This window comes from Coleofasciculus sp. E2-BRE-01 (genome assembly GCF_040221695.1).
GTDB lineage: Bacteria > Cyanobacteriota > Cyanobacteriia > Cyanobacteriales > Coleofasciculaceae > Coleofasciculus.
Genome location: NZ_JAVKEA010000211.1, coordinates 133,236 through 157,410, shown reverse-complemented (window position 1 = coordinate 157,410; position 24,175 = coordinate 133,236). Strand labels below are relative to the sequence as shown.

17 protein-coding genes and 1 pseudogene are annotated in these 24,175 nt (G+C 42.5%); 9 read left to right on the top strand and 9 right to left on the bottom strand.

The annotated features are described in order from the left end of the window. Positions 1-29: 29 nt before the first annotated feature. The 4 genes and pseudogenes from recD2 (at position 30) to RIG66_RS28710 (ending at position 5,084) form a co-directional block, all read left to right on the top strand. Positions 30-2,258 (top strand): SF1B family DNA helicase RecD2, encoded by a 2,229-nt coding sequence (recD2, locus tag RIG66_RS28725; RefSeq protein ID WP_446382732.1) that lies wholly within the window; start codon positions 30-32, stop codon positions 2,256-2,258. A gap of 238 nt (positions 2,259-2,496) precedes the next feature. Further along, positions 2,497-3,024 (top strand): cyclic GMP-AMP synthase DncV-like nucleotidyltransferase, encoded by a 528-nt coding sequence (locus tag RIG66_RS28720; RefSeq protein ID WP_446382730.1) that lies wholly within the window; start codon positions 2,497-2,499, stop codon positions 3,022-3,024. Between the two features lie 522 nt (positions 3,025-3,546). After that, complete coding sequence (locus tag RIG66_RS28715; RefSeq protein WP_446382728.1) at positions 3,547-4,014, top strand: HNH endonuclease; 468 nt, start codon at positions 3,547-3,549, stop codon at positions 4,012-4,014. An 18-nt stretch (positions 4,015-4,032) separates the two neighbouring features. Next, a pseudogene (locus tag RIG66_RS28710) lies at positions 4,033-5,084 on the top strand (class I SAM-dependent methyltransferase). Between the two features lie 295 nt (positions 5,085-5,379). Here RIG66_RS28710 and RIG66_RS28705 read toward each other — a convergent pair. The 4 genes from RIG66_RS28705 to RIG66_RS28690 all read right to left on the bottom strand — a co-directional run bounded on the left by RIG66_RS28705 (position 5,380) and on the right by RIG66_RS28690 (position 9,250). Then, positions 5,380-6,201, bottom strand: coding sequence for a DUF928 domain-containing protein (locus RIG66_RS28705; RefSeq protein ID WP_446382726.1), 822 nt, complete (start codon positions 6,199-6,201; stop codon positions 5,380-5,382). A gap of 74 nt (positions 6,202-6,275) precedes the next feature. Continuing rightward, the gene (locus tag RIG66_RS28700) at positions 6,276-7,577 is read right to left on the bottom strand and encodes a plasmid pRiA4b ORF-3 family protein (protein ID WP_446382724.1); all 1,302 of its coding nucleotides are present in this window, start codon (positions 7,575-7,577) and stop codon (positions 6,276-6,278) included. Positions 7,578-7,593: 16 nt separating this feature from the next. Further along, entirely contained in the window at positions 7,594-9,069 is a 1,476-nt protein-coding gene (locus tag RIG66_RS28695; protein WP_446382722.1) for a carotenoid oxygenase family protein, read from the bottom strand. A 31-nt stretch (positions 9,070-9,100) separates the two neighbouring features. Beyond that, positions 9,101-9,250 carry a hypothetical protein gene (locus RIG66_RS28690; protein ID WP_446382720.1) on the bottom strand — a complete coding sequence of 50 codons (150 nt, stop codon included), beginning with the start codon at positions 9,248-9,250 and terminating at the stop codon, positions 9,101-9,103. Positions 9,251-9,906: 656 nt separating this feature from the next. On the opposite strand from RIG66_RS28690, the gene RIG66_RS28685 reads away from it, so the two are divergent. From RIG66_RS28685 to RIG66_RS28670, 4 genes are all read left to right on the top strand, one after another. Continuing rightward, complete coding sequence (locus RIG66_RS28685) at positions 9,907-10,689, top strand: ParA family protein (protein WP_446382719.1); 783 nt, start codon at positions 9,907-9,909, stop codon at positions 10,687-10,689. A 17-nt stretch (positions 10,690-10,706) separates the two neighbouring features. Beyond that, positions 10,707-11,843: a ParB/RepB/Spo0J family partition protein gene (locus RIG66_RS28680; protein ID WP_446382717.1), complete on the top strand. Its 1,137-nt coding sequence runs from the start codon at positions 10,707-10,709 to the stop codon at positions 11,841-11,843. Between the two features lie 123 nt (positions 11,844-11,966). After that, the gene (locus RIG66_RS28675; RefSeq protein ID WP_446382715.1) at positions 11,967-14,168 is read left to right on the top strand and encodes an AAA family ATPase; all 2,202 of its coding nucleotides are present in this window, start codon (positions 11,967-11,969) and stop codon (positions 14,166-14,168) included. A gap of 137 nt (positions 14,169-14,305) precedes the next feature. Continuing rightward, a complete protein-coding gene (locus RIG66_RS28670; protein ID WP_446382713.1) occupies positions 14,306-14,605 on the top strand; it encodes a hypothetical protein in 300 nt (99 codons plus the stop codon). Positions 14,606-14,962: 357 nt separating this feature from the next. Here the strand turns inward: RIG66_RS28670 and RIG66_RS28665 are convergent, their stop codons facing one another. Together RIG66_RS28665 and RIG66_RS28660 are read right to left on the bottom strand one after the other, a co-directional pair. After that, positions 14,963-15,550: a response regulator gene (locus RIG66_RS28665; RefSeq protein ID WP_446382711.1), complete on the bottom strand. Its 588-nt coding sequence runs from the start codon at positions 15,548-15,550 to the stop codon at positions 14,963-14,965. Positions 15,551-15,961: 411 nt separating this feature from the next. Then, positions 15,962-19,459 carry a hypothetical protein gene (locus tag RIG66_RS28660; protein ID WP_446382709.1) on the bottom strand — a complete coding sequence of 1,166 codons (3,498 nt, stop codon included), beginning with the start codon at positions 19,457-19,459 and terminating at the stop codon, positions 15,962-15,964. Between the two features lie 414 nt (positions 19,460-19,873). On the opposite strand from RIG66_RS28660, the gene RIG66_RS28655 reads away from it, so the two are divergent. Then, positions 19,874-21,136: a phthiocerol/phthiodiolone dimycocerosyl transferase family protein gene (locus RIG66_RS28655; protein ID WP_446382707.1), complete on the top strand. Its 1,263-nt coding sequence runs from the start codon at positions 19,874-19,876 to the stop codon at positions 21,134-21,136. 20 nt (positions 21,137-21,156) lie between these two features. Here RIG66_RS28655 and RIG66_RS28650 read toward each other — a convergent pair whose 3' ends face one another. The 3 genes from RIG66_RS28650 to RIG66_RS28640 all read right to left on the bottom strand — a co-directional run bounded on the left by RIG66_RS28650 (position 21,157) and on the right by RIG66_RS28640 (position 24,166). Next, positions 21,157-22,050, bottom strand: a complete 894-nt coding sequence (locus tag RIG66_RS28650) for a phytanoyl-CoA dioxygenase family protein (RefSeq protein ID WP_446382705.1) — start codon at positions 22,048-22,050, stop codon at positions 21,157-21,159. A gap of 66 nt (positions 22,051-22,116) precedes the next feature. Then, entirely contained in the window at positions 22,117-22,956 is an 840-nt protein-coding gene (locus RIG66_RS28645) for a phytanoyl-CoA dioxygenase family protein (protein WP_446382703.1), read from the bottom strand. Positions 22,957-23,167: 211 nt separating this feature from the next. Next, on the bottom strand, positions 23,168-24,166 hold the full coding sequence (locus tag RIG66_RS28640) for a phosphotransferase (protein WP_446382767.1): 999 nt from the start codon (positions 24,164-24,166) through the stop codon (positions 23,168-23,170). Positions 24,167-24,175 lie beyond the last annotated feature (9 nt).

The window sequence follows — 24,175 nt, the reverse complement described above, 5'->3', positions numbered from 1 at the left end:
AACTCTATTAACGGCTACGATAACCCTTTTTGTCCACCTCATCCTCTCCACCAATCAAAGCAACTCCCCACTACGAAACCCTAACAGGCGTGGTGGAACGATTAACCTATCATTCCGCTGAATCCGGCTATACTGTCGCCCGTTTACAACGCCCCAAAGTCAAAGAACTAACCACCATTGTTGGCAGTTTCGCCAATATTCAACCTGGACAAACCCTGCAACTCACCGGATTTTGGCGGGATCATCCTCAGTATGGTACTCAGTTTCAAGTTACCCAATACAAAGAAACCAAACCCGCCACCTTAACGGGAATTGAAAAATATCTAGGAAGTGGACTCATCAAAGGCGTTGGACCCGTTACCGCTAAACGGATTGTCGCCCATTTTGGACTCGATACCCTAGATGTCATCGAAAATCACATCGAACGACTCGTCGAGGTAAAAGGGATTGCTAAAAAGCGCATCCGCATGATCCAACAGGCGTGGGAAACCCAGAAAGCGATTAAAGAGGTGATGGTATTCTTACAAGGACATGGGGTTTCCACTACCTACGCGGTGAAGATTTATAAGCAATATGGGGAACGTGCGATCGCAACTGTTACTGAAAACCCCTATCAACTCGCCGCCGACATCTATGGGATTGGCTTCCTCAGCGCCGATAAAATTGCCCGAAACTTAGGCGTTCCCGCCGATTCCGAATTTCGCTACAGCGCCGGATTGGTTCATAGTTTAACAGAAGCCGCTGAAGATGGACATTGCTATTTACCCCAACCGGAACTGATTAAACGCACCCATTCCCTACTGATAACCGACTCTCATACCCCAGACGAAGATGCGATCGCCCGAATCATCACTCACACCAGTGAACAACAAGACCTAGTGATCGAGACTCAGCCCGATGCACCACCCCTGTGTTATAAACCCACATTTTACTACACCGAACAGAATCTAGGACAAAGACTGGCACAGCATCTACGCCATCAGAACCCCGTGGATTTACCCCGTGTCCGCAACTGGATTTCTCGGTTTACCGCCAGCCGTTCGATTCAACTCTCCCCCCAGCAGCAGCAAGCTGTGGAAATCGCCGCCTCCGCGCCGTTAATGATTCTCACCGGAGGACCCGGCTGTGGCAAAACCTTCACCACCCATACCATTGTCTCCCTGTGGAAAGCCATGGGTAAATCCCTGGGATTAGCCGCACCCACGGGACGCGCGGCGCAACGGTTAACGGAAATGACGGGGTTAGAAGCCAAGACGATTCATCGGCTGCTATCGTTTGACCCCAAGACAATGAGTTTCCACTATGACGCCGATAATCCTTTACCCTATCAGGCGATTGTAGTCGATGAGGCGAGTATGCTGGATTTATTCTTGGCGTATTCCCTGCTTAAAGCTGTCCCCCAGGAGGCTCAATTGCTGCTGGTGGGAGATATTGACCAACTTCCGTCAGTGGGTCCAGGAAACGTCCTCTCCGATTTAATCCATTCTGGTCAAGTCCCGGTGGTACGCTTAACCCAAGTGTTCCGCCAAGCCCAACAGAGTGCCATTGTCACCGCTGCTCACCACATTAACCGAGGGCAGTATCCTAGTATAGAGCCAATCTCAGATACTCCCCGTTCTGATTGTCTTTGGCATGGGGGCGGATTTGAACCGGAACATGGGGTGCAGGTGGTTTGTGAGTTGATTTCTGATTTAATCCCCAATCTGGGGTTTAATCCCGCCTCGGATGTGCAGGTACTTTGTCCAATGACACGAGGCGCTGTAGGAACTCGGAATTTTAATCAGGTACTGCAACAGTTAATTAATCCCCCCAGTCCCGATAAAGTGGAGATAGGTCGCGGTGGCATAACTTTAAGAGTAGGCGATCGCGTGATTCAACAGACCAACGATTACCAGCGAGATGTTTTTAATGGGGATTTGGGTGTCATCGCGGCGATTGATACCACCGAACAGGAGGTGAAGGTACAGTATCAAGGGCGAATGGTTACCTATGATTACGCTGACCTGAATGAGATTACCTTAGCCTGGGCGGTAACGATTCACAAAAGCCAGGGTTCCGAATATCCGGTGGTGATTCTCCCCTTATATACCCAACATTACCTAATGCTATCACGCAACCTCCTCTACACCGGACTCACTCGCGCCCAGAAACTCGCCATTGTCATCGGGTCAAAGAAAGCCATTGCTATTGCCTTAAATCAAACGAATCAGCAGCAGCGTTATACTCAATTGCGACAGAGAATCGTGAATAGTCAGTAGACTTACCTCTAGAATAGGAGCTTTTTTACTGTTCAGACATCCTTGCCAGTATCTATTGAACTTTAGGCTAATGCCACAGATGGCGTTAGTCTAACCCAAAACCAAAATTTACCAGCCAACTAAAAATTACCGCTGTTTTACATTTAGATGCAACTGGTTACATCAGACAAGTAATATTTTCGTATGCTATAATTTTGGAAATTGAGATAAAATTTTTCTAAAAAATCAAAATTCAATAATGGAAAAGATTCAGTCGCAGTTTATAAAATTTCATGATGCTATCAGAATTGATTTTGATGGGAGTCAACCATTGCGTGACAAAAGAGATTTAGTTGTTGGTGATTTAAGAGACGGATTGAAAAGAGTATTTTATCCATATACACCTAGTTTTTCTTATTTTAATCAGGGAAGTTATGACCTGGCAACAGGCGTACAACCTATTTTAGGTGAAGATTATGATATTGATGTAGGTATCGTTTTTAATTTTTCAAAAAATAGTCATAGACCGGTTCAGGTTAAAGAGTGGGTTTATCATGCCCTAAATACAGTAGCAGCAAGAACAGTTGAGATAAAAAGACCTTGTGTAAGAGTTCAATATCATAAAAATGCGGCCAAATGGTTTCATGTTGACTTGGCTATTTATTCCACTGATAATTATTGGGGCAATGAAGTAAACCATATTGCAAAAGGCTTTATAGGTTCATCTGAAGATAAAAAGATTTGGGAATTATCTGAACCATTTAAGCTTAAAGAACTCCTTAAATAAAAGATTACTGACCGTTCTGACAGGGAGCAGTTTCGTCGGATTGTAAGGTATTTAAAACGATGGAAAAGCTATAACTTTTCTTCAACGGTAACAGGACGACCAACGGGAATAGCTTTAACCGCTTGTTGCTACGATCTTTTCACGCCACAAAAAGATTATGTTTACAGTTCCTATAATTATCAATATAATGATTTGAAGGCATTGCACAATGTTGTCACTGGGATGATTGGTATGTTCACTTGGAACAATCAAATAAGCGTAAAACTTCCAGTCCAACCTTATAATGATCTTTTTGAAAAAATGACTAATAATCAAATGTTGTCACTAAAAGAAAAATTGCTAGTTTTGCGAGATACTTTGTCTAGTGCATGGTTTAGTGCAGTAAATGAACTCGATCCCTTGAGTGCATGTGTCAAACTGCAAAAAGTGTTTGGTCATAACTTTCCAATCTTGTAAGTTATAGCAACAATAAAAATTATACCTAAATCGCTAAAATTAAAACTATTTCCGATATTATAAGTTATGGTAAAAAGAAAAAGCATACCCGAATCAACAAAATTAAAACTCTGGGTAAAATCCGCAGGGCGTTGCGAATTTAAAGGATGCAATAAACCTGTTTGGTATAACGGTTTAACTTTAAGTGAAGGCAATTTTGCAGAAGTTGCACATATTATTGGCTCAAGTAAAGATGGTCCACGAGGAACAGAGCAATCAGAAGAATTGCAAGTAGACTTTCATAACCTGATGCTTTTGTGCCAGCAATGCCATAAAGAAATAGATAATCATCCAGAGAGGTATCCAATTGAGTTATTGCGTACTTGGAAGCAAGAACACGAAGATAGGATAGAGATACAAACGAGTTATCCAGAGGATATACATAAATCTACAGTATTACTTTTCTCTGTAAATATTGGCTCTCGGACTGTTCCTATAAGTGTATCTATGCCTAGTTTAATACTTGTACCTTGCTGTGCAAAGAATACTGTATAATTCCAACGCTTCCAATTTATGACCACAACGCTATCCCAACTTAAACGATTTCTTTTGTTGCTCCCCGAAACTCTACTTTTCGGAGCAACCTATGCCCGATTTTTATACCGTTCAAGAAGCACTCAAGCCCTCGACCCTCAAGAAACCTGGGATTATTTTACCAAGCCCCAGCATCCCTTCGTTGAATGGTTTTATGCTAACTATCCCCCTTCCTTTTTACGGCGACTATTTCGCGATGTTTACTACAGGCAATCCTTTTCCTTCAAAGAACACCAAGTAGGCATCTCTGAACATTATGATATCTCCAATCAATTTTATCAACTCTTTCTCGACAATACCTATATGTTTTATAGCGCTGGCGATTTTATCAATGCCACCGATACTCTAGAAGATGCTCAGGAAAATAAAGCCAACTATTTGCTCAACTTAATCAATCCCCAACCGGGAGAAAAATATTGGAATTAGGTTGTGGCTGGGGCGCGATGCTCAAGAAAATTCATAAACAAACTAGCCATGCTGATCACCTCTATGGATATACCCTATCCCAAGCCCAGAAAAACTTTATTGATGAACAGTATGGCTTCAATGTCGAATTAAAAGACTTTATTACCCTGGACTATGACGCCAATGCCTTTGATACAATTTTTTCCATAGGTAGCATTGAACACGTCCGCGAAAACGAACTTCTTCCCCTTTGCCAAAACTTATCAAAGGCATTGAAACCCAACGGCAAACTTGTTCATCAGTTTTTCTGCCAGATGGAAGACGTTATTCCTACACGACTTATCGCTGTCGCCTTAAACATCTTTCCTGGCTCGGAACTCACCCGCTTTAAAAAACATCTAGATATCTTTGAACAAGCTAATCTCAAAGTCATCCATCATTCAATTCATGATTATCGACCTACTCTAGAAGCCTGGTTCAATCGTTTAGTGGCTAATCAAACAGCAGCCATTGAATTGGTCGGAGTTCAGAATTATAATAAATATCAGTGCTACTTAGCCGAAGCTTGGCGTTTGTTTAATGACCGGGATCTAATGCTAATGCGGTTTGTCCTCAAGAAGCCTTAACTGGTCGAGTATTGCCTAATGTATAGCAGTCGCCAAGGCGATTAGGACACAGCAAAATGCGCCAAACCTTGACCAGTCAATCTCTTCCCTTCTGCCCGGTTGGTGAGCGTTCGACTGAACTTCGACAGGCTCAGTTGCCGCGCTCACGCCGAAGTCCTGCCGAACCACTGCCTTCTGCCCTCTGCCTTTTGCTATAACCCACGCTCCAGGTTGACAAACGTGACATTATACATACTAATTTGCCCCGGGTTACACGCTTGTTCCATGAACCTTCAATCTACATCATCTTGTTAGTCTAAGACTCAGAACGATTAACACTATATTCGGGAACCCGATTATCCAAACCCACAGATTCCAACAGATCTATCCAATCCGCTTCAAGTTGAGGATTATCTGGATAACGCTCCCGTAATTGCGCCAGCGAACTCACTGTTTCTGTCCAAATTCCATAATCTGCATACACTTTCGGGTGGTTCATCTCTGGCGTTTTGGCTAATTCTTGCACCAGAGACTCTTCTTTGGCAATTCGCTTCACCACTCCTTGTATAGTAGGATCTAAACTCCCATCATTCGGATCATAGGGTATGGTAAAATACCAATTGTAGGTTTTATCAACCTCTAACAAATCCTGCTCTGAATCAATTTGAGTGGTTTCGGGTAGACTAATACGAACAAATCCCGGAACTTTGTCTTGCAGGGAGATAGCTTTTTCATAAATGACTCTATCACCTTTTCCATTAAGCAGTGTAAACTGAGCTTCCTTTACGGGAAACTTACTCTCACCCACATAAACTAAAAATGTTGGATTTGCCTCTACCGTCAACTCAACCGGAATTTTATCAGGTGTCGGTAACTGTGGTAATAAAGGTGTTAAATTAACTTGAGCTTTACCAGCACACCTTGCCATTCCTCCTGAAAAGCGTCGAGTTTCCTGGCTTCTCCACCGTTTGAATTGTAGACCCTTATGACCTGCGACTAAGGTTTCTGAAAACGTCCGATTTTCCTGATTAGATGAACTCGGCTTAAAACCAGCGCTCGCCCTAGTGCTGGCACTCATCACCAATCCCCAGAATACCATCAGGGAAAACGTTTTCAGACCGAACAATAGCTTTTTCATGGTACTATTTTGGTGCTTTTTCCTTGAAACCTTTTGCCATCTGCCTGTACTGAGTGTTTTTTGATTGAACCTTCCTATTCATCATCTCCATCCCAATCCTCGTCTTCCTCCCAATCTTCCTCTTCATCCCAATACTGTGAAGGCGCTTCACCATACCGTTTTAGAATCTGGGGCATTTTGATTTTGGCATTAGGCGGCTGAATTTCTTCGAGTTGCATATCAAACTCCCAATGATCACCAAAATCAAAGAGAAATATCATCCTGTCCCCCGGTTGTAGTGGCAATTCACCCACACAAACCTCTGCTGTTGAAGGCAATTCGTCGCAGTAGGGATGACTTATCTGTCCCCTACGACCCAAGCGGTCTTTGTAAATAAATTGATGCAAATGGTCATGATCAAAGTCAAAGGCATCCAGGATACTATCGCTTAACCCCTCTAATTCAAAATTGGCGGGAATGGCAATGCGCCGCCAAGCCTTTTCCAGGGACACTTTAAAAACATAAATCCCATCCGTGAACTCGTTATTTGTCAGAACTAAATTATTTTTCCATTCCGGAAAGAAGGGTTGAAAATGGGGTTGTAACTCTCCGAAGGTGACATTGACCTTACCCTGAGACTCCCAAGTAAAATCTTTTTTACCACAAAGGGTAAACAAAAACCGCACCATAGCATCACCAAAGGGCAAGGGATGTAAATGAGTAATCCGCCATCCTTGTCCCGCTTCGGGTTGTCCCGATTCCACCGAGAGGAAGCCAAATAAATCCAGAAGGGCGATGTTGTAAAGTCCTGGCGAATAGGAGAATTCCTTTTGGTCGCTATATTTGGCAATGCTGAAGCCGTTTTCAGGAAGTCTTGACCAAAATTGGACGCATTTGAACAGGTTTCCCATTAAATCATAGCGTTCTCCTAAAATTTCTTCATTCCCAAAAATCATCCAAGCTTCCAGGAGAGTGAAATAGCGTTCGGTAGGGTTAAGGTTTGTCCAGGATTGGAGTACAGTTTCGTCTAAAACCAGGATTTGTTTTTTTCCCTTGCGTTTAACTTGAGATAGCCCAGAGGCGCGTAATAATAAATAGAGTCCATTGATGTAGGGGTATGACTTTTGTTGAGGGCGTTTGAGATTAGTTTGGATGGGATGACTCAGACGGGAGTTAATTTCAGGTAGCAATTTAAGGGGAAAGACGTTATTTCTGCCACTGACTTGAGTTCCATTGGGGTGCAGGAAGTCTAGCAGAGTTTGAAAGTCACGCAGAATGGTGCCAGGACTATTTTCATCAATAGAACATTGCTGAAGTCGCTGTTGGTGTTCCTCACTGAGGGGAGTAATGGATGGGTCGAGTACCTGGGCGTATAACTGTGAGAGTAGGTCTTCCATAGTCTGGTTATGAAACTTAGATAAAAAGCTGATTTGTCCAATGTCCGTGGAAACCATGGGGAATAGGGTGACTCAGCTTTAACTTTGCCATGGGGTCTTTTGTCAGATCACGGGCATCCAGAACCAATAATTCTGAGCAATGTTCAGCCGCATTATAGACCAATGTCAAAAGCCAACCATCATCCTCCGTGGAGGCATTGGGTGAGGGAATAAACATCGGTTCTGTAACAAAACTATAAGGGGCAACAGAAAAATCTTGTTTGTCTCCGGTATGCATATCAATTTTACGGATGCCCTGTTGTAAGATGCTGCCTATAGATTCATCAGCACAATTGAGATACACATAACGATATTCATACCCCTGTTTTTCAGGATGAATGATGGGCATTTCTAAGGGAGTTGTTTCTAAGGTTTTGTAACTGACCTGTTCTTGAACTATGTCAATCTCAAAGCGCAATAATTGCCCTTTAGGGAGATGGGAAAGGTCTAGATCGTCTTCTCGAAAATTTATACTTGAATCGGTTTCAAAGAAGGAATCATAACAAATAGAGTCCAAATAAAGTTTTCCCTCTTTTTCCCAAGCATTTACATGGTGAAAAACAAAGAAAGGATCGGTTTCAAGGATTTTCATTTCATGGGGAGATTGACGAGAAATCACGATCAGCTTAGTTGGGGATTGATTGTCAAATTTTAAGCATTCAGCAATACTTTTCTGTCCGAACAGGAATGGCAAGGGCTGAATTTTAAAGGGAACATGGAAGAAAATATAATAATGAGGAGTAATCAACATATCATGCAGCAGAGGGAAGCCGGAAAGCTGATGCTGATGGGTGGCTAAGAGTTTCTCTGATTGGTCGATTTCCCAGATATGTAGCTGACTTGATAAGTTGGTGACAACGCCAAAATTAATGAGAATTTTTTGTTGGGTTTCTGGGTCATAGAAAATTTTTGGATGAGCGGAAAACGGTTGATTGGGTTTCAAAATACCGTTTAAGGTATCGAGTCCTTTCGTATCTAGAGTCGCTGGGTCTAGATGATGGGGATTGCCGCCTTCCCACAGTGCCAAAATTTTATTATGCCAATAGACAACACTGGTATTGGCTACATTTTTAAACCTTAAATCAAAGATATTTTTTAGCCAACCACCAGGTTTCTGTGTACCAAAACCTCTGTAGAGAATCTTGCCAGCATCTTGTTCTTTGACATATCCTTCTGTGCGGACAAATTTGTTTTTGAAGTGTACGTTTCCCTCTTTGAAGGAAAAGGCACAAATCATACCGTCTCCGTCAAAGGGATGAGCAATGGGCTGCCCGTTAATCTCGAATAGTCCTGGACCATTACGAAAAAAGGTTCCTTTAAGTTCAGGAGGAACTTGTCCTTCAATATCATTAATCCAGTAGCTATATTCATGGGGCTGAGACTCATAACCTTTCTGCCATGCTTTAATGATTTCCGACTGTAGAGGCTGGTTGCGGGTTACTTGAGTACTCATACACAAAGACGGGTAAGTAGCGTTATCGGGATTATAGTGCCATTGGCATGGTCAACTCAACCCATCCGAATACTGCTTGCTGACAAATATGAGACATGGGTAGAAGGTTATCTGAATTGGGATGAGGGGACAACTCCAGGGAAGCGATCGCACTTTCCCAGGTTGACCCATCTAATCCCATCAAACCAAGCGTTCCCAGGGGTCGTCGAACAGAGCAACCCGTTATCAATTAAGGTCTCGACACGACACGAATCGGCATGCGATCGCGCGGGAATACCGTCAAAAATAGGATTGCTATATCTACCATTTTCTACAATTTTCCCCGCAACAGTTCAGAACCCTATCTTTTCGCCAGGTTAGCGGGGGAAATTTGTGCGCCATGGCGCACAAATTTGCGATTGACCACAATCGCACCTTCGTATAAACATTACAACCCCGATAAATTCCTCCGCTCAAGAGGACAACTGGATTAATCCCCCAAACAAAAACCCGAAATTTCCTCACCAAGCGACTTCCCGCGATTTTTTTAGTCGCCTTACTTAGGGTTTGCTGCACAACCCAAAAACCATTAGCCATCAATACTTTGAGTAGCATTGACATTGGCTCATCTTCCAGGAAAGAGAATAAAACTCATCAAAACCCTTGTACCACTATCACTGAAAATGTACCCTTGCTCCCCCAGCTTCCCCGGCTTCCCCCGCTCCCCCTCACCACACCACTTATTCAGCAGCCCCTACTTATGTACGATCGCGCTCCTGATTAAATTTTCGTCGTGCCTACTTCCCCCAGATCATATATCGATATATGATGCTCCAATAGCACTCAACTTGCCTAGATATGCAAATTCGACTGGCGGTAATCAGCAATGCTGGTGGCAGTGGAAAAACCACACTTTCAGTTCATCTGGCTTATGAACTGGCAAAGCGCAGATTCAAAGTAGCGCTCATGGATCTCGATCCCCAAGGATCACTGACCCTCTTTTGTGGGTTAACACCACCTGAACCCGAACAAACACTAGCGGCTGTACTGAACGATAATTTTGATGGCTCTTGGCCTCTAATTCCGTGCTGGACGAATCACATCGACAACGTTGCCATCTGCCAAGGAGGAATGATACTGACCCAAACCGCAGATGAACTTGTCTTACATAAACGGGGAGCCTACCTATTAGATGACAGCTTAACCGACCAACCCCTCGAACACGATCTAATTATTTTTGACTGTCCAGCCACCCTGGGTCCTCTACCCTTGATGGCATTAGCTGCCTGCACCCATATCGTAGTTCCCGTGCAACTCGAACCCAAATCCGTTCAAGGAGCGGCTCGTTTACTGGAGTGGTATTACTATCACTGCCGACACCTGCGCCTCAAACCCCAACCAGAGATTTTAGGATTTGTACCCTGCCAATATGACCGCAAAAGAGCCGTTCACCGACAGCTTAATCAGTCATTGCCACTTCAGTTAGAACAGATGGGTATCCGCACCTTTCCAGCTATTCGCAATAGTACTGAATTTGCCAATGCTAGCGGACAAGGATTACCCTTACATCTTCACCGCCCTTCCCATTCAGCGTTGGCTGATTTTAAAGAAATCGCTTCCTCTTTAGCATCAATAATTTGAATGGTGAATGAATTATCATGAGTAACCGTAAAGCACCTGACTTAACCAGTTATTTTTCAGCCGCCAAGCAGTCTCAACAGCTATCAGAAGCTGAGGAAGAAATTCAGCGTCTCAAGATAGAAATTGAAGAACTCCGAGCGGCGGGTTCAAACGAATTAGAAACTCAACTCGCTGCCCTGCGAGAGCAATTGGAATCAACCGCAGGCATTTTGTCCATTCCCATTGAACAAATTCAACCAAACCCAGAGCAACCCCGACAAACCTTTTTAAGTGAGAGTGTCGAGTCCATGTCCCGCTCTTTGGAGAAGGATGGACAACTTGAACCAATTATTTTAATGCGGCGAGGTGATTTAGTCATCTTTGATGGGGAACGGCGCTGGCGCAGCGCTAGAGCTTTGGGTTGGCAAAATCTCCATGCCGTGATTATTTCCGAACCCGTTGCCTTGCACCGGAAAGCACTACTAACATCGTTACATCGAGAAGACCTCAATCCCCTGGATAAAGCTGAGGCAATTGTACGAGAGTTAGCGGATAATACAGATATAGAGGCGGCAGACATTCCCCGGATTCTCAATACAGCCGTGCGACGATTAAATGCCCAAAAACGCATGAGTCAAGTTGTTGAACTGATGACAGCTACGGAGGATGTCCAACAGCAGGGTCTAGCGGACTTGGGTTTAGAGGAGCGAGAACAGGCGGTGTTAGGACTCCTGCTGGATTTACAGCTCAATCCCGCCTCAGTTGATGCCAATATTTTCCCGATGTTAGGTTTAGCACCTGACCTGAAAACGGCAATTCGGGAATCGGGACTTAAAGGAGTGCATGGAATGGCGCTGGCTAAACTTAATGGGAAAAACTTAGGGAAAACGGAGGGCGAAGCGCTTGCTATTCGAGTTCAGGTAACCCAGAGGGTTATTGCGGAGAAATTGTCTGCCACGAAAACCCGAAAATTAGTCAACGAAACTATCGCATCTCAGGCGAAAGAGGATGTCAAGTTGTCCCGAAACATCAAGCAAGTTGCTAAAGTGACCGGGAATTTGCAAAAGCTTTCCAGCGAAACCCTGGCTGCTGCTGAGATAGATCAACTCACTCAATTGCAGGAAATCCTGAAACAAAAATTGGCAGAAATAGAAGAGATTGTCAAGGTTAAATAATTTATTAAAGTGTCCGCAAGTGGGTAAGTTTGGGTAAGTCTTATGTAACGGTTGCTTTATACTGGCAAATACCCATAAGGATGCAGGTGAAGACCAACTGGTTTGATAAGGAGGGCTAACTACATGGAAAAAGAGGCACCCCTCGCCGCCTTAATGCGTCCCCGCACCCTTGATGAATTTATTGGTCAAGACCACATCATCGGACCGGGACGCCTGCTGCGCCGTGCCATTCAAGCTGACCAGTTTTCCTCCCTCATCTTTTTTGGTCCACCGGGGACAGGAAAAACAACCCTGGCTCTTCTTATTGCCAATACTACCCGCGCTCACTTCATTGCGATTAATGCTGTCCTTTGTGGGGTCAAAGACATTCGCGAGGCAATTTCTACGGCTCAATCCCGCAAAAAGGAACACAATCAACGTACTATCCTATTTGTGGACGAGGTTCACCGCTTCAATAAATCACAACAAGATGCTTTACTACCTTGGGTGGAAAATGGAACAGTTATCTTGATTGGCGCAACCACAGAAAATCCTTACTTTGAAGTCAACAAAGCTCTTGTCAGCCGTTCTCGCATTTTTCAGCTTAAACCCCTCAATGAAGCTGACTTACGCCGCGTCCTTGAGCAGGCACTAACGGAAACAGAACGCGGTTATGGCAAGCTATCTGTCAGAGTCGAGCCGGATGCGATCGCCCATTTCGTTAATGTTGCCAATGGTGATGCTCGTTCATTGCTCAATGCCTTGGAACTGGCAGTGGAGACCACACTTCCTGATGCCGATGGTGTCATTCACATTACACTGGCTGTGGCGGAGGAATCTATTCAGCAGAGGGCAGTACTCTATGACAAAGAAGGAGACGCCCACTTCGATACTATCAGTGCCTTGATCAAAAGTTTGCGCGGTTCCGACCCTGATGCCGCTTTATACTGGCTAGCTAAGATGATTTATGCTGGAGAAGACCCCCGCTTCATCTTCCGGCGAATGTTAATCTTAGCCAGTGAAGATGTGGGACTCGCTGACCCTAATGCTGTGGTGGTGGTTAATGCCTGTGCCAATGCCTTTGAGTGGGTAGGGATGCCGGAAGGACGCTATCATTTGGCTCAAGCTGCACTTTACCTTGCCAATGCTCCCAAGTCTAACAGCGTCATGGGTTTTTTTGATGCCCTAGCGATGGTTGAAAAGGAACGGGAGGCGGAGATACCAAATCACCTTAAGGATGCCAACCGCGACAAGAAAGGATTGGGACATGGAGCGGGTTACCTTTATCCTCATGCCTACCGCGACCATTGGGTGGCTCAACAGTACTTACCGAGGAATCTACAGGGACAAGTGTTTTATCAACCCTCAACCCAAGGGTTTGAAGGGGAAATTAAGATGCAGGTGCAACGGAGGAGGGAAGCGCAACTGGAAGCCGTGGCAGAGGGCGTTTTTGTCTCACCGATTGAAGTGCTAACAACTGGACCAACTCACCGCACAATTGACCGTTGGTTGCAGCGCACGTTGAGTCAGGGGGGTGAACAATTGGAGAAAATACGCGATCGTATTTTCACTCTGGCTCAACTTCAGCGTCACCATGTTGTTTTGGACTTGAATGCTGGAAGCGGTTTACTGACCTTTGAAGCGTTGCGTCAAGTACCAGAAGGGGGAGTTTATGCCTGTAGGAGAACATCGGCTGAGGCTCTTGCTTTACAAGAACAGGTGGCAACGCTTCCGGAACTCCAACGTCCTGTGGTGCTAACGGCTACTTTAACCCAGTTACCAGATGTTTTAGCTACCCAAATTTCAGATATCCGATTTGACTGTATGATCGGGCGCAATGCGTTCATTCATGAACCGGATAAATCAGCAGCAGCTCAACGATTAGTTCAATTGCTGCAACCGTCGGGAGTTTTGGTACTAGCTGAAACGATACCACGCTATACGCAACGACTTTATCGTTTGCTCGACTCGTCGAAGCTGAATACTGATTTGTACCAACGCTTAGTGGCAGCAGAAGAGGCGATTTACAGGGACAAGTTAGATCCCATGGTGAATTGGGACGCATGGGATTTAAGACAGGCTTTGGAGTCGGTAGGGTTAGGGGTTGACGTGGATGAGAATCGGACATTTACCCAAATGCAGATTACACCCGCTTTAATTGATCGCTGGTTTACGACGACTTCTGCAACCAATCGACCCTCTTATGCCGCGCATTTGGCAAAGAACCTTACCAAGCAAGAAATTCGTGTTATCAAAGAGCTATTCATCCGCTCTCTACTCTATCAAACCGTGGATTGGGAGAGTGTCATTGTTTTTGTGCAGGCTTCGTTTTGGTCAAAGCAGTAGTAAAAAAAAGAGAGCAGTTTAGGCAATTCTCTACTCCTACAGAGGAATTCGCGCGATCGCTCTAGAGTTTAACAGAAAACAGCAGGCGTTATGGTATCACCCGAACAAGGTCAATTGGTTAAGGAGATAAGAATGAAATGAATGGATTGATTGTATTGGTTCCCTATAGTAGCGGACAGGAGTTTTACTCAGACGTAGACGTTGAATGGGGAGAACTCCCAGAAGAAGCTTTTGAAATTCCTGAACCGGGTGATTGTTTTTGCTGTGGTAGTCTGAGCGATTATGAGGTTATAACACCGCAACAAATGGTAGAACAGCTTAAGCAAAACCCGCAGCAGTTTGTAATGACGTTTTTGGATGATGATGAGTCGCTATGGCAGCAGTTTGATGACTGGTCAGTACGAATTTTAAATTATCCCCTTTTTACGAAAAAATAAGGTTATTTCTTCGTAAAATCTTAATTGCTAACTCCAATGTGTATCGCTCGTCACCACGCTGAATGGCTCTCTCTCGTTGAAGCATCGGGTTCGTTTTTGAACCTACCTATATTGGTCAAGGCGTTTCCTTCTGGGCTGAATGCTCATGAACCGGAACAGTTGAAGGTATTGCGGTTAGCGAAGAATTGCAGGATTCTCACTATGGAGTACGTCCTGACAAAGCCATTCATCGAGCTTGGGTAGAATTCGTCTTACGGCAGACATTGGAATTGCCAAATGAGGTATTGTTATACGGGCAGCCTGTTCCTCCGGGATTACAGATTGCGATCACTCTTTTTTTCCCTAGAACTCTACTTCTCACACTTTGACATTATACCGGGGAATACTTAAAGAACGAGCTTTCCCATTCTCATCCCGCCAACGTTGGAGATAATAATTCCCCCGTGGCTCAATGAATCCCCCTGGTGTTTTCCGAGACAGATGGGACTTGTGTTTAAAATAATCATTAAAGGCTTGTTCTAGCTGCTCTAGGGTAAAGGGTTTGGGCAGAAATCGAAATGCCCCTTCTGCCATGATTTCTTGCAGCACTTTATCACTACCATACGCTGAAATCACAATTTTACCTACAGGATATTTCAGGTTATTAATTTGCCGCAATAAATCTATCCCATCATAAATCTGATTTTCCACTTTTATTTCCTGAGCCGCACTATGGCGATACCTGGAGGGCATCCGTAAATCTGTCACCACTAAGTCAATCTTACACCCTAGAAAACAACGTCCTGCTGAGGTTTCTTCCCATTCTGTATACGTGGATAAAAGTTGTAACCCTTCTTTACCATTACTAGCAAAATAAAAGAGATATCGTTTATCGTTCTCGTACTGGAGTTGAATGATATCTCGGAGGTCTTCATCATCCTCCACAATCAGAACTCGTTTGACCATCGTTGTGTTTATTTATCACAAAATTTATGTCCAGGTACTTATTCTTTAGGATACCGTCAAACGTTCACACTCTACCTTAGAAATGGCAAAAACACTCTCCCAGACAGGGATTTGGGATTTAGGGTTACTCGGTTTGCGATTGCACTCTATCTTAGCTGTGGCTGAAATGCGCTCACCGACAGAAATTGGCGGTTTCTGATTACTCCCTAGTGCAAGAAGGCAGGAGGCAGGAGGCAGAAGGGAAGAAGACTTATACAATAAGACTTTACACGTTTTTTAACTGGAGAGTTACTTCCGCCGCGCTGGTCTAGCGATCGCGCCTGGGTCTTCCAGCAGAAACCCCTGGAAATGTGCGCCAATGGCGCACAAACTCTCCCCACCAAAAAGCGTCAGGTTCATCCTTGATAGCCCTCACCCCCCAGTAATTTGAGCCAACTCCCTTAACTGACGCTCAGGTAACGTTAACATCAACTTAGCCAGGATGGTAATTTGAGTTAAACCAGGTATCGCGTCCCACAGCCATTGGAAATCGCTGTGACTGTAAACCGACCACGTAGTTGCCATTGTTTCCAATATTTCGTCAGGCGAATCAGAGGTGACTAACGGTAGATACACAGTAGCCAACCATCGAAGCTCCTCTTCTTGCTCCGGTGCAGGCTGAGTTTTACTCATTTTACTATTAGAAGAACCAATTAGCATTTTGAGTAAATCGCGGAAGCGGCTGATATGCTGCTGAGAATAGCCCGTGATTGCCGCGATCGCACGTTGGGTAATTTTCTCTCCTGTCTGTTTAAGCTGTTCCACAGCCGCTTTAATCGCCATCTCAACCCGTTCAGTTTTACTGGCAGCGTCTGGGGTAATACTGGATGCTAAAGTAAGGGTTACCGGAATATCCAAAGGATAATCTCCCAGAAAATAGACTCGCAGCTTCTGGTGAGGTCGTCTGTGCGCCCGCAGTCGTCCAATGGCTTGATGAATATCAGCGAGTATACAACGCCGCACAAAGGCTCTAAACTCTGGGTCAGCCGAAACATTCATCTCCAAGTAGGGTGGTTCTGTTGGGGGTAACGGATTAGGTGGACGTTCAGACGAGGAAATTGACCCACTCTGGGCGTCACTTAGCGCTTCGACTTCGCTCAGCGCTAAAGATGAAAGTAACTCATTACCCCTCCCTACTCGAATCGGATACTTAACCTTAACCGTACCCGGTTGAGGCGTTCGTCCATACCTGAGTGTAAACTCAGCCTCCAGATGACTCAGACTCCGACAGGGAGTACCAACCAGAATCAGTGTTTGAGTCGATTCTAAATCATTGACACCGCGAGATTCGACCCACCATCTTAAAGCACCGTCTGGGGCAAACGCCTTAAAGTCAATGACTTTAGCTGTCGGGTCTTTTTCCTGTATGGTCTTAATGATGGCATCAATACGCTGCTGTAAGCAGTTAGAGCGATCGTTATTTCCCAAACGTCCCAATGTCGCTACCTGAATTACCTCCAAGTTACTACGCGGGGTTACACCCTGCCTTAACGAAATAATCTCAGTAGGTGATACCCCCAGTAACTGGGCTAACTCCGTTAAATCACCCGTAGCATCTAAAAAGATATTCCCTTTGGCAGCTTTAGCAATCCTGACCAATCGGTCATCGGGTAACGTGATAGAAAGTACCCCATAAGCAATTCGCAGATGTCCGGCTGCTCCATTTAACACCGTCAGAAAAGGAACTAGCCACTGTAGGAGAAATTGTTCCCTGATAGTTTGGGCAACTGTGGCATCAGAGTTGTTACAATTATGGCGGACAGAAGCAGGTAACTTGGCAACACCAGATCCATGTTTTGCCTTGGGGTATAACTTTCTTAAATCGGGTTTGATTGCTTGGGAGATGGTGTTATAGTCAAGGTCTTGGGGTAACTGAGGCAGCAACTCTAAAACACCAGCATGATTCCACCCGTAGCGAGATGGTGCAGCAATTTCACCCGTCAGCAGCGCTCTTAAAGCCTGCAAGAGATCCTCTAGTACAGAATAGACACCATCTTTTTTCGTCACTAAATGAACAATGAGTTGGTCTATGTCTTTCTGAGTGACTTCCAGAGTTCGCGTTGTTCGCAGTAAAGTTGACCATTCATCCCACAGTAACACCACCTTGGTATAGTCATACTCAGCCGGGTCAGGTAAACTTTCTGGATGGGCGCGGAATCGATTGGATTTGAGAGCTACTCGACGCTGATGTAAAAAGCCGAACTCATAACCTCCCTGACAAGCTTGTAGATGAGGACAGGTTTGACAGATTACGGTATCCGCATCATCAATGTTTAAGGAGCGTAGAGCATTAATCGTTAGGTTGCGGGAGCAGTTGCTCCGAATGCGGGGTATGGCAGGAATGCGGGGTAATTCGTCAGATTTAGCACGACGCTTGCGTCCAAAGGAGTCTATGGTTAAGCCATTATGACGCGCTTCTAGGTCAGTCCAAGTTTTGAGAGTAGGGACGGTGGGATTGCGGTGTTCTGAGCTTAAGAATAGGATGCGCCCAGAGTCAAACAATGGGTTGTTAGTGAGTCCGCAATCATAGCTTTTACCTGTCCCAGTAGCCGATGAATCACAGATAAACCGGACTCTTTGGTTTAGGGTACGACTCCAAGCATCCAATCGTTGACCGTCTTGGTAGGTGATAGTTCCTGTTGGGGTGGCTGGTGTTGGTTCAGTTTCAATGGTTTCAACAGGGGCAAACCCGTAACGGGAGCGTCGTTGGCTGAGTTGAGCCAGACGGTTTTTCAGTTTGGGGAACCATCCGAGTAAGTCTTTAAATCCATGGAGTTTGATGTGGGGTTGGCGGATGAGTAGCTCGAATTGGGCGACGGTGATATATTGAATTTCATCAGAGCGTCCAGCGATGAGCAGATCGTCAATGTCTAAATGTTCTTCTTTGGTTGTTTGACCCCACCAAGCGACTCGTAGCTGATAACCCCATTGTTGCACGAGTTTAAAGGTGGTTCGATAGTGTCGCAGGACGTGGGAATTGTGAATCGCCCCGGCGTCGGGGTAGAAATCAATGGTTTTGGTATTGAGTTGAGTAGATAAGATATCGAGGGATTCTTTAAATTGTTGGGGTGATGACGCAAAGTTACCCCCAGCCGCACCGAGGCAAGGTTGACCTAAGCGGGTGGCTACGATGTAAGGTTTGGGGTTAACACCTTCAGTTATGCCGATGCTGGAGCGCTGGATGTCACCTAGGGGACGCCAGACGGCGATGGGGAGTTCACCATTGGGTAGGTGAGCGGTGGGTCCATTGGGACGGAATCTCGAACGGCTGGTGGGCCACTTGTATTTATGTTCGGTGGCGTTGTCGAAGCGAATTTGAAAGCCGATAATGCGCTCAAATACGTCAAAAATTGGGCAACCTATTCCCGGTTTGGAGATAGTGAGTTGGTGACCCCACAGGTCTATACCGGCTAATTGGGGGTTAATGTAGATAACGTCTTGATAGGGAGCGATGGTGAAGTAGCAGGCGTGGTCAATTTCTGTGTCAGATAGACCCCGCTGTTGTTGTAAATGTTGGCGGTGAGCGCGGGAGAGTCCGACTTGTTGGGACAGTTTGCGGATAGCGCGATCGCGTTGTTCGATTGGGAGTAAGCGATCGCATCGAGCCGCTTCTTCTTGAAGTCGTTTCCCTCGTTGTGCTGCTCTTTGTTGGCGTAATTGTTCCCACTCATCAGAGTTACGTTCTTTTCCATCATCAACAGCCCACAGGAAAAAACCCAATATGTCCTCGCCGACACATTTGTAACCGGGTGCAGTGATTACATCGTGGCGGCAGTGAATTAAATTGTTTTGCAGGTTTTCCCGACAGTCGGAGCGGGAACCGTTACAGACTGGGCAGTTTCTTTTCAGGTAACGCCATGTAGAAGCCATTATCTCATACTCTTCTTTTGTCAGTTACCCATACCCATCACCCTGGCAAAGTAGGACGGGATATGGTTTTTGTTGATTGACTTAGAGTAGCAACTTGGTTTTTTGCTCTGTTGTAACCTTCGGTGGATCAAAACTGATCAGTATGATCAGGCTTGTAACCTTGTCTGAAATGCTTGATATGGCAAGGTTTCAAAAAAAAAGCGTCGCACTTAGTGGAACGTAGTGTCGTACTTAGTGGAATGTAGTGTCGCACTCAGTGGAAGATATTCAGCCACTAAAAATGCCTGAAACCTTTATACAGTAATGGTTACAAGCTTGTAATCCAGAAGACCATCTGTCTCAGGCTGTTGCACAATCGGGGTAGAATCGTTAAAGATGCGTTGCTTTAAGGACGGGAAATAGTTGGAGGTGGGTATGACCGAAAATAGAAAACTCATTGCTATGGAGCAAGGGATGGAAATGTTCAATCGCCTTGCTAACTCATTAAATGTAGTAATAATAAGCAAAATTAAAGGTAGTCTCAGTGAAGATGTTGTTAGACAGTCTCTAGATTTAGTACAAATTCGTCATCCTCGTCTTAATTGCCGTATTATTGGTTTATTAGATAATTTACACTTTGAAACTGAAGGAACACAACAAATTCCTTTGCGGGTAATTTTTAGCTCTGATCCTAAACATTGGGAATTTATTGCCAAAAATGAATTGAACAATCAAATCAGTAGCGATAAGGTTTTGTTGAGGGCAGTGTTAATTAAAATTAATAATAGGAGTAACTTTAATTATTTTATTACAACTTGTCATCATGCTGTAATAGATGCTATTTCAGGAGTACATTTACATTCTGAAATATTAAATTTATGTTATAATATTTTATCTAATAACCAAATTGATAGTGTTTCAAAGTTGCCTGTTTTACCATCTTTAGAAGATTTAATTCCCCAAATATTTGAATTAAGTTTCCAGGATAAGCAGTTAAATAAAAAACCAGAAACTTTAGAATTTGAAAAATATCTACCTAATGAACTACGCAGTTGTGGGATAGTTAATAGAAAATTAGAACCTGAGTTTACCAACAGGATTATAAGTTCCTGTAAGAAACAAAATACAACCGTTCATGGTGCTTTGTGTGCAGCTATGCTGTTGACAGTTGCAGAGACAATTAAGGGTGAAGATAGAGATTTGTACTTGAACTGTCGCTCATCTGTTGATTTACGAAGAAGGCTAAACCCACCTGTTAGCGATGAGACTATAGCAATGGTAGTATCAGCTTTAACCACATTCCATGAGATTAGAGAAGATAAACCATTTTGGGAGTTAGCCAGAGAAGTTACTCAGCAAATCAAAGAAAAGTTAGAAACTTCCGAACTATATAACGTAGTTTTGTCATACAAAAAAGGTACTGAATTTTTACTGAATAATCCAGAGAAAATTCCTTTTTCTGTTTTTATTACTAATATTGGTCGTGTGAGAATACCATCAGATTATGGACTCTTTAAGTTAGAAGAAATTAGCTATGCTTTATCTCTAACTGCAATGGGAAGTGTTTTTGCTGTTGCAGTTTCAACTTTTGAAGAAAAAATGATGTTGAATTTTATATATTCTCAACCAGCAATAAGTAAAAATACAATAGATATGTTAATCGAAAAGATGGTATCTTACTTAGTTGATTACATCTAAATAATTGATAAAACTGAGATTTATTTTTTAGTTGTTCCTTGTTTTAAACGTTCAATCATTCGCATTGTTATATTGAAGGGATCTTCGCTTGACGTTAAATTAAATAAATCATTATCATTTCTTAAACTAGCTTTGTCATTCCATTTCTCCCAACCTTTGAACTTTATCGTTTTTCCTGCTTTATACAAAGGCCAGCTTCTATATTGATTAATCCCTTCTACAATGTGTCCTCGGACTAAAATTGGGTCTAAGTAAAGTCCCTCATTAGAAATTGCTGTAGATGTTTGGATAAACCCCATATCCAAACCACATCGTTGATTAGATGATGTGTTCTTTTCAGAAGCATGAATAATGTGAGGATGATGAATAGAAACATCACCAGGTTGTAAAACAACGTCCACGGCTTTTTCTGCTTCTATATAACTAGAGTTTAAAGTCGAAAATAGCAAATTAGGTTCGCTGGTGTTCAACTCTAAATCTTGTAATGGAAGTTGATGACTACCAGGTATCATTTTCAAGCAACCAGATTCAGGTGTACTAGGATCAATAGCCAACCACAGTGTTACAGCTTCCATAGGTTCTAATTTCCAATAAGCCCCATCTTGATGCCATAGAACAGCATGACCGTAGTATGCTGGTTTACAAATATAATGTGCTGTAAAGCAAGCAATATTAGAGCCTAAAATTAATTCAGCAATATCTAGCAATCGCTCATCTGTGACTAAACGAACCCAAAACGCATCATCACGCATTAGTGGATGATGTAAATGCTCAGGACGCAACTGAGGATAATTTTTAATTAACCAATCAACGTGCTGTCTTGCTTCTTCAATTAGTTGGGCATCAATAACATTTTTAAAGATGTAGAAACCATCTTTATTATATGTTTCTAAAATTTGATTATTGTACAGCATATTTATTTTAAATTAATGGCTTACAAAATAGAGTTTGATTTAAACATGAATAACAACTTCATTTCCTTAATCATAATTTATAAAACTTGACATCTCAAGTAATGCGTTATCTGATAAAGTTTTAACTGGTGTGAAATCCCTTTGAGCTAAAAATTCTGGGCGGGGGTTGTCAATTTCTATAAGTGTGTTTTCTATGCTGTTATAGGTAACAAAAACACTGTATCGATCCCAAGGAGACATATTTGCTCCAGAGCAATGAATAATACAAGCATCAAAGAACATAGCGAAGCCAGCTGAACCCTTAATAGCAACAATGCCTTTTTCTTCAGCTATTTTAGCAAGAGTATTTTTGTCCATTTTGTATTTATCTGCATTTAAAACTGAATCCAACCAAAACTGTTCAACTTTATTGCTTCTTAGAGATTTGTGATTAATTCCTAACTGAATAACTTGCTTATGTGAACCAGGAATCACTAATATTGGACTATTAAAATCATTAACATCATCTAAAAAAATGACAACGCTTAGTATTCGAGGAGTAGGTAAGCCATCTTCTTTATGCCAATACCAAAAGTCCTGATGCCATTCCCATTGCTCTCCATGTAATGCAACTTTAGGATGAATTTTTGATTGATGAATATATATATCACTTCCTAAGAGTTGTTTGGCTGGTTCTACAAGTCGTGGAAGTTGAGCCAGTTTAGCAAATATTTCACTATCAGTATGAGGAGAAAAAAAGATACGGACATCTCCATTTTTTTCTAAGATTTTATTAAAAATATTTTGATTCAATAACCTTTTTGATTCGTTTTTTAAGATAGCTATTTCATTAGCTGAGAGGAAATCATCTATGACTAGAAAGCCATTTTTCTTATAACTTTGTATTTTTTTTTCTGAAATAATCATAAAGTTGTTTTAACTACTATTTAGATGGTAACCTACATTTCGCACTGCAATTTGTAGTATGCAAAGTAGTCTGCTAATCCTGGATCGCTTGGCGATTTAATTAAGTATTTATACCTAATTTTTTGGCTTTTACCATCGCTAAGTGACCCAAATTACGTAATTAACTATACCGCATTACATCATGTAGCACGAAATTTATAATAGTTATATACTATAATATGTTTTGGAGTATGTCAACAACAATATTTTTAGATGTGTTATATTTCTCAAAATTTAATTTTCTTCCTTCTGCGATTTCTTGATTAACCTTGTTTTCAAGATAGTCTGAGTATCTAATTAAACAGTGTAACCCGAATTCTAATAAATATAGTGGTTTTTTTTGATTCATTCTTTTTTCAATTTCTCTATCTTGGGTTATTTGTATATACTCATTTAAAAAAATCTGCTTTTGAACTTTTGTTATCTGCGAATCTAAATCCCACAATTGAAAAGGTTCTGAAAGAAAAAGACAAATATCAAAAGCTGGATCGCTTAACATTGGAGTTTGCCAATCAATTAACACTACTTTTTCTTGATTCATAATAAAATTACCAGGGACTGGATCTGCATGAAGTAATGATTCTTTATAATTATAATTAGGTGCATTTTTTAATTTATATTTAACTTGATTGATAAAATTAGAAAACACCTTAAATTCATTAATATTTGTATTTTTTAATCCTCCATAATAATGAAGCATTTTTTCTATCTTGTTGATTAATTCATCCTTAAAATCATTTCTTTTTTTTATACTTTTTAAGCTACTAGGATTAAAAGAGTGAAGTTTAGCAAATAGTCTAGCAGTTTTAATTAATGTTTCTTCATTGATATTTAATGTCTCACCGATTACATATTTATAAACTAAACAAGGATATTGAAAATGAATACAACTATCATCGAAAAATAATGGTATGGGAGCTATCTGCATAAAAATAAAAGCTTGCAAACACAAAAATTCCATCAATCCAGAATTCCCTATCATGGATTCTTTACTATCTGGATACAACTTAAAAACAAGTTTTTCTTGATGGTTGACAGTAACAAGATAATTAAAATTCCAAACTCCTTGAGGAAGGGTTTCTACTTTAATATTTTTAATAGGGTCAATTTCAAATCGTTCAGGAAAACGATAGATATAATCATTAATTTGTTGATCATGAATTGAAATCATTGTCAATAT